This window comes from Bacillus sp. FSL E2-8868 (assembly GCF_038005505.1).
GTDB classification, from domain to species: Bacteria; Bacillota; Bacilli; order Bacillales; family Bacillaceae_G; genus Bacillus_A; species Bacillus_A mycoides.
The window spans coordinates 102,835-116,138 of sequence record NZ_JBBOTI010000003.1 but is presented as its reverse complement, the minus strand read 5'-3'; the positions used below and the strand labels follow the sequence as shown (position 1 = coordinate 116,138).

The window sequence follows — 13,304 nt, the reverse complement described above, 5'->3', positions numbered from 1 at the left end:
GCATATAGCTCCGTACTTGTTAAGGTTAGTTATGCGAATGACTGACGAAATAAGGTGGTACCGCGACTGTTTATACAGCCCCGCCCTTATCTTTTTTAAGATAAGGGCGGGGCTTTTTATATTTTAAAGGAGGAATATAAGATGAGTATTTTTATTGGAGGCGCTTGGCCGTATGCAAATGGTTCGTTACACCTTGGACACATTGCTAGTTTGTTACCAGGAGATATTTTAGCACGTTATTACAGGGCAAAAGGTGAGCATGTGTTGTATGTTTCAGGAAGTGATTGTAATGGAACACCGATTACAATTAGAGCAAAGCAAGAAGGTGTGACGGTGAAAGAAATTGCTGATAAGTATCACGAAGAGTTTGAGCGATGTTTTCGTAGCCTTGGTTTTACTTATGATTGCTATACACGTACAGATAGCGAGCATCATCATGAAACTGTTCAAAAAGTCTTTTTGCGACTATTAGAAGAAGGTTATATTTATAAAAAAGTAGTTGAACAAGCTTATTGCGAAACGTGTACGCAATTTTTACCGGATCGATATGTAGAAGGTATTTGTCCGCATTGTCATGAAGCAGCAAGGGGCGATCAATGCGATGCTTGTTCCGCGATTTTAGATCCACTCGATTTGTTAGAAAAGAAATGTAAATTATGTGGTAGTACGCCATCAGTACAGGAAACAGAGCATTTCTATTTTGCATTGCATAAATTTCAGCAGCAAATTAAAGAGGCCGTAGAAATTGCAAAGCAGAAAGGAACATGGCGCGACAATGCAATTCAATTAACAGAGAGATATTTAAAGGAAGGATTACAAGATAGGGCAGTGTCACGTGATTTACCAATTGGGGTACCAATTCCAGTGGCAGGATATGAAGATAAGAAAATTTACGTATGGATTGAAGCAGTGACAGGATATTATTCGGCGAGTAAACACTGGGTTGAAGAAACAGGGAAAGATGATCAAGAGTTTTGGGATAAAGAAGCGAAAACATATTATGTACATGGTAAGGATAATATTCCGTTTCATTCAATCATTTGGCCAGCGGTATTACTTGGAATAGGAGAAGAAGCAATCCCGCGTCATATCGTTTCGAATGAATATTTAACAGTTGAAAAAAGAAAATTATCTACAAGTAAAAACTGGGCAGTATGGGTGCCTGACATATTAGAACGCTATAATCCAGATTCTATTCGTTACTTTTTAACAGTTAACGCACCAGAAAATCGTGATACTGATTTTTCATGGCGTGAATTCATTTACAGTCATAATAGTGAATTGTTAGGTGCATACGGGAACTTTGTGAACCGGACATTAAAGTTTATTGAAAAATATTATGGTGGTACTGTACCGAAGGGAAGTATTGATGTAGAGCTGAAAGATAAAGTAGAAGGATTATATAAAAGTGTAGGAGAGGCGATTGAACAAACTAAATTTAAGGTGGCACTAGAAACAATATTTGATGCAGTACGCTTTGCAAATAAATACTTTGATGAAAAGCAGCCTTGGAAACAAAGAGAAGACGACCCAGTTTCATGTGAGGAAACAATTTATAATTGTGTTTACCTAATAGCAAACTTTGCACAACTGCTTGAACCATTTTTACCGTTTTCAAGTGAAAGAGTTAGAAATACATTATCGAGTGTTAAAGTAAATTGGGAACCTCAAAATACGTTGCCAAACCGAATTGATAATGTGCAGCCATTATTTGAGCGAATCGATGTAAAACAAATTGAACATGAGGTAGAGAAGTTATATGGAGCGGTAAAGTGAAATATAAGGAAAAGACCTTTCAAATAAATGAAAGGTCTTTTGTTATGCTGTATAACCCTCTTTCTTATCTTTCAAAAAGAAAAGCACAGCAAGGATTACGAGAATAATAGCCGCAATATCATATGTTATTTTGAAGGTAGTAATAAAGTTTAACATATCGTAACTTTATTCACATTTATATACAAGTTGATGTTGTCACGCACTATGAACACGATTATGTTTTTTTTCTTTCCTAGCAGTAAGTAGTTGTGGTGTGAAAATACCGAGCAATATAACCACAATCCCAATCCACTGCATTGGCGATACAACTTCATGAACAAGTGTAATAGAAGCGATAATTGCTGTTGGTAATTCAGCTGCACCTAATATTGTACCAAGTCCTGTTCCGACTTTTGGTACCCCAATTGAAAAACAAATGACAGGTATAATAACCCCGAACAGTCCAAGGAAGAAAGCATATTTCCATAGGCCTGCTTGTAAAGCGCCGTCCGTTAAAAAGGTAGGCGGGAAAAATAAGCATACAATAAGAGTAGCACTCGTTGTCATAAGAAAGCTTTTCGTATAAGGCGGAACATCTGTAGCAACGCGCCCGCTTACAAATACATAGAATGAGAAGGAGACGGCAGCTAATAGTCCGAAAATAATACCTTTCGTAGAAAAGTTTTGTCCAAGACCTTCAAATACTCCACCAGCAAACAATGTACCAGTAAATAAAATAATTATAGATATAACTTTCTCACGGCTTGGGAATGTCCGGTTGGCAATCGCTTCGATGACTACACCAATCCAAGTGAACTGAAAGAGTAAAACGACAGCGATAGAGGCTGGCAATTCTTCTACGGAAATAGCATAGAAAATACCTGTCATACTCATTGTTGTGCCGACTGTTAGTAACGAAAAGAATTGTTTTTTTGATACTTTATGACGTGAAAAGAACAGAACGAGTAAAAGGAGTCCAATCCATCCGAAGACATATTGCCCTCCTAGTAGTTGGTGTGCGGAAAATCCGTCGATGAATCCGAGTTTAAAAATAGTTGAAAGTACGCCGTAGCTACAAGCGCCGAATAAAACTAGTAATGAATACTTAAATCTCTCCATAAAAATCCTCCTTTTAAATAATAAAAAACGCCCGCTATCCAAATAAGGATAACGGGCGAACGAAACAGAGTAAGATACTCTACAAAATTCCGCCATTCATACGAAGTATGAATTTGGGGTATGAAATTAGAGTAGGTTTTACATTGCTTTTGGGAATACAATGGAGCATTTTACACCTTGAGGTGTGTTTTGTATTCCATAAGGAAACTGATGTTTATCTAATATTTGTTTTACAATATATAACCCAAGACCACTACCTTGTACTAAGCCATGTTTGTCAGGATTTGCGCGATAGAATGGTTCAAATAAATGGGCAAGTTTATCTTCATCAATTTGAGAACCTGTATTTAATACTTCTAATGCGTAACCGTTTGGCTTTTCATAAAGTTTTATATATACATGCTGATGGTCAATTGTATAATGAATTGCATTTGAAATAATGTTAAAAATAGCAGTTTGCATAAATTTAGGATCAGCTAAAATTTGTGCATCTTGTTTAATGTTAGATTGAACATTTAATTGTTTTACAGATACAAAATAATCTACTTTCTTTATAACGTCCTCAATAATATTAGTTAATGAGATAACTTTTAAATTTGGTTTAAATTGAGGGTTTTGTATTTTGGATAATTCTGACACTTTTTCCGTTAATATGTTAATATCTTGCATCATCTCATATGAACGTTTTAAATATTTATCTCTATCTTTATAAGCGCCAATTCCGTGAATCATGCCATCGAGTTGTCCCATAACGGCTGCGATTGGTGTTTTTAATTCATGGGATATCATAGACATAAATTCTTTACGAGATTGTTCTAACTGTTGTTCCTTCTTGAGTTCATTTCTTAAATCTTGATTGCTTTCATGTAAATTTTTCACAATAGTAGGTACTTGTGAGGCAGCTACTTGCAAATTAAAATCTGTTTGATCTGTATTTTTGTTAAGTAGCTTTTTATCTGAGAAATCAAGATTCATAATATCTTTTAAAGCATCGCTCATATATCGGAAAGGTTTGGCGATTATTTTTGCGTAGATTAAAGATCCAAGCAGAGATAATGCAAGCATTGTCGCCCCAATATGTGGAGCTAACTGCTGCAACACATCTGTTAACTTTGGATTATCATGTGTATCATTTGCTTTACTTGCTGCACTTTGTGTATGTAAGGCATCATTGTTAGTAACTTGCTTTTCCGCTTCTGTAAGTGAAGACGTTGTGTTACTTTTCCCCGGAATATTTTGTGCATGTTCTTTTGCTTTTGCAGTTTGGCTAGGCTGCAAAAGATGATTGATGGCTGTAGAGAGTGCTTTCATGTCTATTTGAGAAGATTGAAAATTAGAGATGCTACTCTCTGACACAGCTTTATTTTGCTTTGTTTTACTTTGGTCGTTTTGTTTGTCTGATTCCGCTTGTTCCGCAGTTTGCGTTCCAGAAGCTTTCAAACGATCTTTATCGTAATTTGAGGCTAGAAAATAAATAATCTGATAAAGACAAAGTGATAACAGAATACAAAATAATAAGGTTTTGATGAATATATTTTTGGTGATGTTGTCTTTGCTACGATTCGATTTTGTAGCCAATGCCTTTCACCGTTTTAATATAAGGAATTTCTAATTTTTTTCGTAAGTTTTTAATATGTGTATCTATAACCCTCACATCACCATAATGTTCATAGCCCCATACCTTATTCAACAAATCACTTCTTGATAGTACTTTTCCCCGATTTTGCAGTAAAGTATATATAATTTCAAATTCTTTTGTAGTCAATTCAATTTGATTACCATGAACATAAGCGGCATATGCTGTAGAATTTAACATCAATTCATGGAATTGTAGTATAGTTGCAGCTTCTGCTTCCTTTGTTGCTGCCCTTCTTAATACAGCTTCTACACGTTTTATAAATACGGTGTAATGGAACGGTTTTGTAATATAGTCATCAATACCTAACTCAAATCCTTTAATTTCACTTTCTTCATTATGTAAGCCTGTTAACATAATGATTGGTACATCAGATTGTCCTCGCATAATTTTGCAAATACTATAGCCATCTATATCTGGTAACATTACATCGAGGAGGACAAGATCGTATGAATTTTTTTGGAAAAGAAGAATGCCTTCTGTTCCAGCACCAACTACATCAACAGTAAAGTTTTGTGCCATTAGAAATTCACGAATAAGTTCTTGTATATCTGGGTTGTCTTCAATCACCAGTATATGCGTCATAGTAACACCTCCTAAATAACGCTTTTTACTGCAATATTCGAATTCATCATTTTTTGGATGACTCAGATTGTTTATACATATAATAAGCCCCCGCTATAAAATAGTAATGAAAGTAGCAAGGGGGATTGTTTAGTGTCACTGAATAGTTCAGTATTACAGTAGTTCTATTATAGTATGTATTGTAAAATTTATAAAATATTATAACTGTATAATTTTAATATCCATGTTTATCAATGTTAAGATGATGTTGAATGCAATCTATTTTTATTATATATGTAAATACAGTTGTTTTGCTACTGTAAATGAATAAATAAAATAAGCCAAGACATAAAATTCTTGGCTACACATAAATCTTGTTCTTAGGCTAATTTACAGTGACAGTAGCTTGCTGCTGAACGCGCTCAAATAACCAGTGAATATCATTGTTAAACATACGAATACAACCAAGTGTTGTTGCTTTCCCGATTGCTTGATTATTGTTAGTTCCATGAATCGCATACGTTGTTCCGTAAGTTCCTGCCATATTTAATCCGAGCCAGCGGTCCCCAAGTGGATTACGTGGATCGCCGCCTTTAATTTTTCCTGTATAGTAAGGACGGTTTTTAATTTTATTTACGATTTGAAAAGTACCCTTAGGTGTTGGTGTTGCTGCTTTTCCAGTAGCGACAGTGAAACTTTTTATGAATTTTCCATCTTGATAATAATCCATTTTATTTATTTTTGTGTTTACGATAAGCTGATCTTTCGTCGTAGCTGCTTCTGCAGTAGTGAATGGAAGAGTTAAAAATCCTAATGATAATAGCGCACTTAATAATAGTTTTTTCATTATATTCTCCTTTTACTTATTGTAGTAGTCTTACATACAATGAATTTGTAATCCTCGTAATGCTTGATTGACATTTTCATCTAATGTTTCAAAGAAGGTAGTAATCTTTGTATTACATTTGTTGTTTTTATCGATAAGTAATCTTTCATTTAATAAAAGCTCACCATGTAGTCCAAAACTTTGAACTCGAATATTTAGTTCATCTTCAGTTTCAGAAATAATCGGTAAGAAATAGTGAAAAGCTTTCGTTGGAATGATGTAGCTTTTGCCAATCATGCTTTCTTGATTTGAATTAACCCATTTTCTCGTGACGATCTTAATGTTCTTTTTTGAAACGATAAAAGACAGCGTTGTAGATTTTGTTAAACTTACGTCAAATTCATTTGTTTCACATATTTGTAAATTAAAAACGGTTTCATTTTGATGAGATTCAACATTCGTATTAATAAAATCGTGCATTTTATAAGCTTCCATTTCTTATTCACCCTTTTTTCAATTTCGAAAAGCGATTTATATTTATTCAGTTTAATGTTTAGTCATATATTAGCTAAATTTTTCAACAAATTCCGATATAATCTTACAATACGTATATGAAGCTAATATGAAGTTCATATGAGTTTGTGGTGGTTTTTTATAGAGAACAAAATAAGGTGGTTTTCGAGAGTTAAAAACTGGATGAAAAATGTATATTAATGGATTTTCTTCGCGTGATATATAGTTGTTAGCTTGTTTTTTAATGCTAATAGATATAAGTAAATAGAGAACAAAAAACTTTAGAATGAGCCTTACAAAAATGTAATAAAAATGTAAGCTATTGTGATAGTTATTTCGACAATTTTTTTATACAATAATAGTAAGAAGTTGTACGTGAATGAAAGGGGAGATGACATGGAATGGGTTCATGAATTATTTCAGCAATATGGGTATTATGTAGTACTTGTAGGCCTGCTGTTAGAATATATTGCACTTCCGTTTCCGGGAGAGCCAACATTAGCATATGCGGGGTTTTTAGCACAGAAGGGTGATCTAAGTTTACCTATTTTAATTATCCTATCCTTTATTGGGACAAGTGTAGGAATGACGATTCAATACTTTTTAGGGAATAAGCTTGGTATGCCTTTTGTTCAAAAATACGGGAAGTACGTATTTTTAACACAAAGAAAAATTGATTTAACGAGAATGTGGTTCGATAAATACGGATATTTCCTTATCTTTATTGGCTTCTTCATTCCTGGTGTACGTCATTTTACAGGATACTTTGCAGGTATCATTAACTTACCGTTTCGCCGCTTTGCAATTACAATTTATTCAGGTGCTTTATTCTGGGTATCGTTCTTCTTAATTGGCGGCTACTGGTTAGGTGGTAACTTACATGATATTTTCGGATTACTGGGAGATCATATCGGCAAAATCATTTTCGGAGCGATTGTCATTGTAGCAATTACGTTAAGCATTCGTTTCCGCAAGCAACTAAAACGAGTATTTTTACAAAACGCAAGTTAATATGGAATCCATTCTATGTCAGATTTTAGGGAGGCAGTGCAAAAGCACTGCCTTTTTTATTGTATTTTCCAGTTTGCTTTTATTTTTCCATCGATACCGTCACCGGTGGCTGGTATATAATACGTTCCTATTTTTTTCCGTATGTGATTATTAAAATCTATTATCTAAGTTATATATTTAGGAGAATATAGATTTATTTTTGACATGTATATAAGTCAAAATGACAATTATAATTGACAAAGATAAGGATATTATTTACAATTTTAATTAAATAAATGAAAAAGAGGGAAGACATGAAGCTTCAAAATCGAGTGAGGGAATTTCGAGCAAAGCATCGTTTATCACAAGGGGATTTAGGGAAAGCGATTGGCTCATCACGGCAAACCATTAGTTTAATTGAGCGTGGAGATTATGCACCATCTATTGTGTTATCGCTAAAAATCGCACAAATTTTTGGAGCGCCGGTGGAGGAGATATTTATGTTGGTGGAGGGGGAAGAGGACGATGAAGATGAAGAGTAAACGAAAAAAACAATTTGATTTTGTGGGGAAAATAGCATTAAGTATGATGGGTGGCTTTTTAACATCTTATATAGCTTTAAATTTACTCTCGAATGAACCGAGAGAATTATCATCTAATACATTTATAGGTGTATGTACTATTTTTGGAATCTTAATGATGTACTACACTTGGAAGAATACACGTATGTTAGCGGAGGCACGCGATGAAGAAGAGAGCGTACAAGGCAGAAAATTAGGCATTATAAGTATATATTTACGTGTAGGTGATATAGTTACGCAGGCATGGTTTGTATATGCAGTTATTACATGTAGACGTGCACTGTTACAGGATACAAATGTGTCATTTGCAGTGTGGAATTTAGTAGCTTCTATTGTCTGTTTAACTATTGTAGTGGTTATCGGGCTCATAACAAAAAATCGTTATAATAAGCTATATCCTGAACAAGGTGTAACATATATGGAATCTATGAAAATGTGGACGAAAAACGCAGATGAAGGATTAAAGCACATTGTGCATGAGGCTGGATATAAAGCATATGAATTTACGAATACAATATTGGCATATGTATGGTGGGCTGCCGTTATATATACAGCGGCTAGTGATATCGATTTTGTATTAATTGGCTTAATCTCATTTATTTGGATATTGCATCTCGGAAAATTCATGTACGAAATGCAGAGAAAAATGATTTATTAAGGGGAGAAAAAGGTGGATATTTTAAGAAGGCCAGCTGGTTCCATGACGGCGGCGCTAGTTCTGTCCATTTTATACGGAGTAATTCGAACTGGGAAATTAGAAGTAATGTTGAATATATCGGCAGTATTTGGAATTGTATTATTAGTGTTAGCCATTCATGAGCTAGGGCACGTAGTATTTGGTTTGATAGGTGGTTTGAATTTTAAATTTATGACAGTAGGACCTATCACTGTTCAAAAAGAAAAGGGGAAATTACGCATTCGAGAAAATAAATTATGGGCGTACTTTGGTGGTGTGGTGATGTTAGCACCGTCTTCTATAGAGACACCGAACCTTTCAAAGAAATGGGCGTGGATGACTTTAGGCGGACCAATTATGAGTTTATTATTCGGTATTACTTCAGGTTACATATACATGGTGAGCTATTATCAATATCTTTTATATTTTTCCGTTTTCCACTTTGTGATTTTTGCAGTTACAATCGTGCCGATAAAAGGAACGCTTCTGAGTGATGGCATGCAATTTCTCATTTTAATTAAAGATGATGAAAAAGCTAAGCAGCATTTATATACGATTCAAATATCGAGTGAGTTATTTAGTTATAAAAGACCGAAAGATTGGGATGAGAGATTAGTAGAACTTAGTGAGGAAAAATTAAAAGAGGATAAAAGTATAAGAGAGATAATGAGCGGACTTATGCTCGTCTTTTATGCCCGAGCTGATCAAAAGGGAATGGAAAGAGCGATACCGTATATAGAACAAATTGTTCAGCTATCTGTAACGAAGGAAAATAAATTTTTCGTTGGTAGTTTTCATAGTTGGTATCTTTTATATAAAGCTCTTTATCAGATGGATAGCCTTTCTCTGCAAGAAGCAAAGGAACATGCAAAGGCCATTACCAAAATGGATTTAAACGGATATTACCGTACACAAGGAATTATTAAATATTTAGAGGACGATATGGAAGCTTCCCGCTGTTATATGAAGAAAGCTGATAAGGAATTAGAGAGTGCTGAGAAGAGTGGAATGGGATATTTACAAGTAGAGAGAGAATGGTTTGAGCAGCTACAGGCGAGGGTATCTTACGATGGGTGAGGTATCCTCTTTTTTATATGTCATCTTATTCGATTTCATAAAAAACGAAGTACAGGTAGAATAAAAGAGATAGGAGGAGATACATATGGAAATTTTATCGATTATTTTGATAGTCTTGCTCATTTATGCTGTTTTTAAAGTGGCGTATGTAGCATTAAAGATACTCGCGATCCTATTAATTATCTTTTTAATCGTTGAGTTCGGCAGTGAGTTACTTGGGGGATAAGCATGTTGTGCGTTTTGAGTGTCGAACCGCCGATATAATGAAAAAATCGCTGATATAAGTGGAGAAACGATCGATATATTTTAAAAATCGTTGATATATTTAATTGAATACTAAGTGGGGTATATGGGAAAGAAGTTGCCGTGGAGGTAACTTCTTTTTATTTTGGTGATGGGGTATGAACAGGAAAGAACAGTAAACAAAAAAGCTGGAAGAATTTCTTCCAGCTTACGAGTTACTTTCAATTTGACGACCATTTTCTTCTTCAGTGTCCTGTAATAGATTGAATACGTCTGCTAGGCAGAATGCGATAAACCAAGTCCATAGACCGTGGAAGAAAGCTGAGCTTAATTGAAGTGGTAATGTATAGTTTGTCATTGAGTAGGAAATACATCCACCAACGATTCCGATCATTGTTAATAACATTGTTTTTTGAGCATTTTCTTCTGGATTGAAGAGGAAGAAAATGTATCCGCCTAAAATTGAAGCGCTTACAAGGGTTTCGATTCCATTAAAAATGATATTCTCTCCAAGCTCTGTGTTTGTCCAGAAACAGATCACGCCGCCGCCGATGGCAAATAGGACAGCTAGTGTGTATCGTATATATTGATTCATATGTTCATCTCCTTATGTAATAAGATGATTTGGAAGTCAAAAAGGTAGGTATAGTATATTGAAGTGAATTTTAGTTGTACGTATCTTTTATAAAAAGATCAGTGAAGAATAACTAAGATGATCGGTTTTTTTTAAACCGTTACGTGTATGGTGTCTGAAATATACCCGACTGCTCGTTTCTTTTTGCTTATAAAAATAAGAGAAACTTCCAAGTCTATATACTCTTTTTTGTAAGTCTAGTTTTATTATAACATATTTAGTGATACAATAATAGAATTATCTGATTTTGTAATAAGTGTAAAAAATAAAAAACGCAAGGAATTGTAGTTCCTTGCGCTTTTTTATATACGTTTGAAACGGCCGACAATTTCAACTGTTTCAGTAATGTTCATAAATGCTTTATTATCCACTTGGCGGATAATACGTTTCATTTCGCCCAACTCGTAGCGAGTTACGACAGTGTAAATCATTTTTTTCTTATGGTTTGTATAGCCGCCGACAGCATCTACCATTGTTACGCCACGTATGCCGTGATGTAATAGTGAGCTTTTTATTTCCTCACCTTTTTCTGTAATTGTCATTATCGTTAATTTAATATGTTTTGTATGCACGGCATCAATTACTTTGCTGACTACAAACCGACTAATTAACGTATAAAGCGTAATATCCCATCCGAAAATAAATCCTGCTGCAACAAGTAAGATTAAGTTGAATCCAAAGATGATAGCTCCAATTGAAACATCGCGATGTTTCGCTACAATCAATCCAACAACATCAAAACCACCTGTTGAAGAAGCAAATCGGAATATGATTCCTGAGGCAGCACCGCAGATGACACCACCGAATACAGAAGACAGCAAAATATCATCTGAAACTTGGTGTACTGGGATAATGTTCATCGCTAAAGATGATACAGCTACAAAGTATGCCGTTAAAAAGGTTGTCTTCTTTCCTAAGTAAAAGTGACTTAAAATAAGAAGCGGAATGTTTAGTAAAAAGATAAGTGCTCCGATATTGTAGTGCATTAAATAACCGATAATCATCCCTACACCAGCGAACCCACCGCTAATCATATTATGCGGGATAAAAAACATATTCATAGAAATTGCATACAAAATAGAAGCTATAAAAATAACAACTAACTGTATGATGAATTCTAAATGAAATGTTTTAGCTGCTGGGAAGGATAAAAAGGCGGTGTCGGGAACGTAATCGGCGTCTCCTAGTTGACCCATAGTATGTTTCATCTCCATATTCATTTTTGATTACAAGAAGAGAATAAAGCTTTTTTCAAAAACTGGCAATAGTTTTATTATAATGCAAAAATTTTATAAATTTCTAACAAATTAAACCTATTCAAAGATACGTGTGAATATACTAAAGAAAGCGAATACATTGGTTTTCTAGCATAATTTTTTGAGAAAATATGCAAAAAAACTTTTGAGAACAAAAGGAAATAGAGAATGTTTGCTGAATATGCTAAAATGACTTTATTAAGGATGTGAAGCGATGGAATTTTTATTGCAGGATGCAATTCTATATATATCGTTTGTAACGACAGCGCTTTGTGTATTAGAAGTCTTTTTTCTTGCTAACGTTTCTCGCTTTGTGCGTCAGCAAGCATCGAGCGGTAGACAGAGAGCTTTTAAACTAGTAGATACGTGTGAAGAGGGTACAAGAAATGTACCGCTATTTTCTATTTTTTATAAATATGGAATGATTCGTTCTGTCCGCAGACAAGAATCGAGTGGAGAGAGTGACGAGGTAGGTCCGTATACACCAATGTTTCGCTAATTAATTACGAAACATTGGAGGAATGAACATGTTAAAATCATACCGAGCTAGGCTCATTAGTTTATCATTATTACTTGTTTTTGTTTTATCTGGCTGCAGTAATGCAGGTACAATTGATTCACATAGTACGGGAATTTGGAACCATTATTTCGTATATCCAATCTCATTTATGATTCAATTTGTTGCTCATCATATACCTGGAGCTAGCTTCGGGATTGCCATCATTATCATGACGCTCGTTATTCGTTCAGCAATGATTCCATTAGCTGTTTCGCAATATCGTAGCCAAGCGAAAATGAAAAAAATGCAACCTGAATTACAGAAGCTGAAACAGAAATACGGTGATGTGGGTAAAGATCTTGAAAAACAAAAGCAGTATCAAAAAGAAATGTCAGAACTAATGAAATCAGGCGGTTGGAATCCGTTAGCTGGGTGCTGGCCAATCTTTATACAAATGCCGATTTTCTCTGCTTTGTATTATGCGATTAGCCGAACTGAAGAGATTCGTACATCTTCATTTTTATGGGTGAACCTAGGACATGCAGATCCATATCATATATTACCGATTATCGCAGCGTTAACAACATTTATTCAAATGAAGGTGTTCCAATCAAATGTAACGCCTGGAGAACAAGTTCAAATGCTGAAAATACAGCAAATTATGATGCCTGCAATGATTCTATTTATGGGATTTGCGGCGCCATCAGGACTGGTGCTGTATTGGATTACAGGTAACTTATTTACAATGACACAAACAATTGTATTAAGAAAAGTAATGGAACGTGAAGAATTACAATTACAAAAAGCTTAGAAAAACGCCGCTCGTGATGAGCGGTGTTTTTTATTTAAATCGTTAAGGAAATTTTAAGAAACCAACATTATTATTGGCATTGTATACGAAAGTGTACATGCTTTAGAAATATGAAGGAGGAAAT

General features: G+C 34.6%; 15 protein-coding genes and 1 other annotated feature (1 of these 16 running past the window's edge). Of the genes, 8 read left to right on the top strand and 7 right to left on the bottom strand.

Annotation, left to right across the window (positions count from 1 at the left end; genetic code table 11):
• Positions 1-91 (top strand) — a binding site (T-box leader) (it extends 180 nt beyond the left edge of the window).
• A gap of 50 nt (positions 92-141) precedes the next feature.
• The gene (metG, locus tag NSS74_RS21780) at positions 142-1,776 is read left to right on the top strand and encodes a methionine--tRNA ligase (RefSeq protein ID WP_012261949.1); all 1,635 of its coding nucleotides are present in this window, start codon (positions 142-144) and stop codon (positions 1,774-1,776) included.
• Positions 1,777-1,971: 195 nt separating this feature from the next.
• Here the strand turns inward: metG and NSS74_RS21775 are convergent, their stop codons facing one another.
• From NSS74_RS21775 to NSS74_RS21755, 5 genes are all read right to left on the bottom strand, one after another.
• Positions 1,972-2,874 carry an EamA family transporter gene (locus NSS74_RS21775; protein ID WP_012261948.1) on the bottom strand — a complete coding sequence of 301 codons (903 nt, stop codon included), beginning with the start codon at positions 2,872-2,874 and terminating at the stop codon, positions 1,972-1,974.
• Positions 2,875-3,012: 138 nt separating this feature from the next.
• Positions 3,013-4,452, bottom strand: a complete 1,440-nt coding sequence (locus tag NSS74_RS21770; protein WP_016102236.1) for a sensor histidine kinase — start codon at positions 4,450-4,452, stop codon at positions 3,013-3,015.
• The gene (locus tag NSS74_RS21765) at positions 4,430-5,095 is read right to left on the bottom strand and encodes a response regulator transcription factor (RefSeq protein ID WP_000148832.1); all 666 of its coding nucleotides are present in this window, start codon (positions 5,093-5,095) and stop codon (positions 4,430-4,432) included. Before NSS74_RS21765 ends, NSS74_RS21770 begins: the two co-directional genes overlap by 23 nt.
• A 364-nt stretch (positions 5,096-5,459) precedes the next feature.
• Positions 5,460-5,921, bottom strand: coding sequence for a L,D-transpeptidase (locus tag NSS74_RS21760; RefSeq protein WP_002015973.1), 462 nt, complete (start codon positions 5,919-5,921; stop codon positions 5,460-5,462).
• 30 nt (positions 5,922-5,951) lie between these two features.
• Entirely contained in the window at positions 5,952-6,395 is a 444-nt protein-coding gene (locus NSS74_RS21755; RefSeq protein WP_002034632.1) for a DUF3978 family protein, read from the bottom strand.
• Between the two features lie 414 nt (positions 6,396-6,809).
• Between NSS74_RS21755 and NSS74_RS21750 the strand changes: the two genes are divergently transcribed.
• From NSS74_RS21750 to NSS74_RS21730, 5 genes are all read left to right on the top strand, one after another.
• Positions 6,810-7,424 carry a DedA family protein gene (locus tag NSS74_RS21750; RefSeq protein ID WP_002143668.1) on the top strand — a complete coding sequence of 205 codons (615 nt, stop codon included), beginning with the start codon at positions 6,810-6,812 and terminating at the stop codon, positions 7,422-7,424.
• 275 nt (positions 7,425-7,699) lie between these two features.
• Positions 7,700-7,945 (top strand): helix-turn-helix transcriptional regulator, encoded by a 246-nt coding sequence (locus NSS74_RS21745; protein WP_002067963.1) that lies wholly within the window; start codon positions 7,700-7,702, stop codon positions 7,943-7,945.
• Positions 7,935-8,642 (top strand): DUF3169 family protein, encoded by a 708-nt coding sequence (locus NSS74_RS21740; RefSeq protein ID WP_033728257.1) that lies wholly within the window; start codon positions 7,935-7,937, stop codon positions 8,640-8,642. The genes NSS74_RS21745 and NSS74_RS21740 overlap by 11 nt, the downstream gene beginning before the upstream one ends.
• 42 nt (positions 8,643-8,684) lie before the next feature.
• Complete coding sequence (locus NSS74_RS21735) at positions 8,685-9,737, top strand: site-2 protease family protein (RefSeq protein ID WP_016102234.1); 1,053 nt, start codon at positions 8,685-8,687, stop codon at positions 9,735-9,737.
• An 85-nt stretch (positions 9,738-9,822) separates the two neighbouring features.
• On the top strand, positions 9,823-9,963 hold the full coding sequence (locus NSS74_RS21730) for a DUF3985 family protein (protein ID WP_340814318.1): 141 nt from the start codon (positions 9,823-9,825) through the stop codon (positions 9,961-9,963).
• Positions 9,964-10,188: 225 nt separating this feature from the next.
• Here the strand turns inward: NSS74_RS21730 and NSS74_RS21725 are convergent, their stop codons facing one another.
• Entirely contained in the window at positions 10,189-10,575 is a 387-nt protein-coding gene (locus NSS74_RS21725) for a DUF3938 domain-containing protein (RefSeq protein WP_002143660.1), read from the bottom strand.
• A gap of 341 nt (positions 10,576-10,916) precedes the next feature.
• The gene (locus NSS74_RS21720; protein WP_000530031.1) at positions 10,917-11,810 is read right to left on the bottom strand and encodes a YitT family protein; all 894 of its coding nucleotides are present in this window, start codon (positions 11,808-11,810) and stop codon (positions 10,917-10,919) included.
• A 274-nt stretch (positions 11,811-12,084) separates the two neighbouring features.
• Here NSS74_RS21720 and NSS74_RS21715 point away from each other — a divergent pair, with 274 nt between their 5' ends.
• Positions 12,085-12,369: a hypothetical protein gene (locus NSS74_RS21715; protein ID WP_002015967.1), complete on the top strand. Its 285-nt coding sequence runs from the start codon at positions 12,085-12,087 to the stop codon at positions 12,367-12,369.
• Between the two features lie 28 nt (positions 12,370-12,397).
• Positions 12,398-13,180 carry a membrane protein insertase YidC gene (yidC, locus tag NSS74_RS21710; protein ID WP_002015966.1) on the top strand — a complete coding sequence of 261 codons (783 nt, stop codon included), beginning with the start codon at positions 12,398-12,400 and terminating at the stop codon, positions 13,178-13,180.
• Positions 13,181-13,304: the final 124 nt, after the last annotated feature.

Excerpts from the sequence above, each read along its gene's own strand:
- metG (WP_012261949.1), top strand. The coding sequence starts at position 142 with ATGAGTATTTTTATTGGAGGCGCTTGGCCGTATGCAAATGGTTCGTTA.
- NSS74_RS21775 (WP_012261948.1), bottom strand. The coding sequence starts at position 2,874 with ATGGAGAGATTTAAGTATTCATTACTAGTTTTATTCGGCGCTTGTAGC.
- NSS74_RS21765 (WP_000148832.1), bottom strand. The coding sequence starts at position 5,095 with ATGACGCATATACTGGTGATTGAAGACAACCCAGATATACAAGAACTT.
- NSS74_RS21760 (WP_002015973.1), bottom strand. The coding sequence starts at position 5,921 with ATGAAAAAACTATTATTAAGTGCGCTATTATCATTAGGATTTTTAACT.
- NSS74_RS21755 (WP_002034632.1), bottom strand. The coding sequence starts at position 6,395 with ATGGAAGCTTATAAAATGCACGATTTTATTAATACGAATGTTGAATCT.
- NSS74_RS21750 (WP_002143668.1), top strand. The coding sequence starts at position 6,810 with ATGGAATGGGTTCATGAATTATTTCAGCAATATGGGTATTATGTAGTA.
- NSS74_RS21745 (WP_002067963.1), top strand. The coding sequence starts at position 7,700 with ATGAAAAAGAGGGAAGACATGAAGCTTCAAAATCGAGTGAGGGAATTT.
- NSS74_RS21740 (WP_033728257.1), top strand. The coding sequence starts at position 7,935 with ATGAAGAGTAAACGAAAAAAACAATTTGATTTTGTGGGGAAAATAGCA.
- NSS74_RS21735 (WP_016102234.1), top strand. The coding sequence starts at position 8,685 with ATGACGGCGGCGCTAGTTCTGTCCATTTTATACGGAGTAATTCGAACT.
- NSS74_RS21730 (WP_340814318.1), top strand. The coding sequence starts at position 9,823 with ATGGAAATTTTATCGATTATTTTGATAGTCTTGCTCATTTATGCTGTT.
- NSS74_RS21725 (WP_002143660.1), bottom strand. The coding sequence starts at position 10,575 with ATGAATCAATATATACGATACACACTAGCTGTCCTATTTGCCATCGGC.
- NSS74_RS21720 (WP_000530031.1), bottom strand. The coding sequence starts at position 11,810 with ATGGGTCAACTAGGAGACGCCGATTACGTTCCCGACACCGCCTTTTTA.
- NSS74_RS21715 (WP_002015967.1), top strand. The coding sequence starts at position 12,085 with ATGGAATTTTTATTGCAGGATGCAATTCTATATATATCGTTTGTAACG.
- yidC (WP_002015966.1), top strand. The coding sequence starts at position 12,398 with ATGTTAAAATCATACCGAGCTAGGCTCATTAGTTTATCATTATTACTT.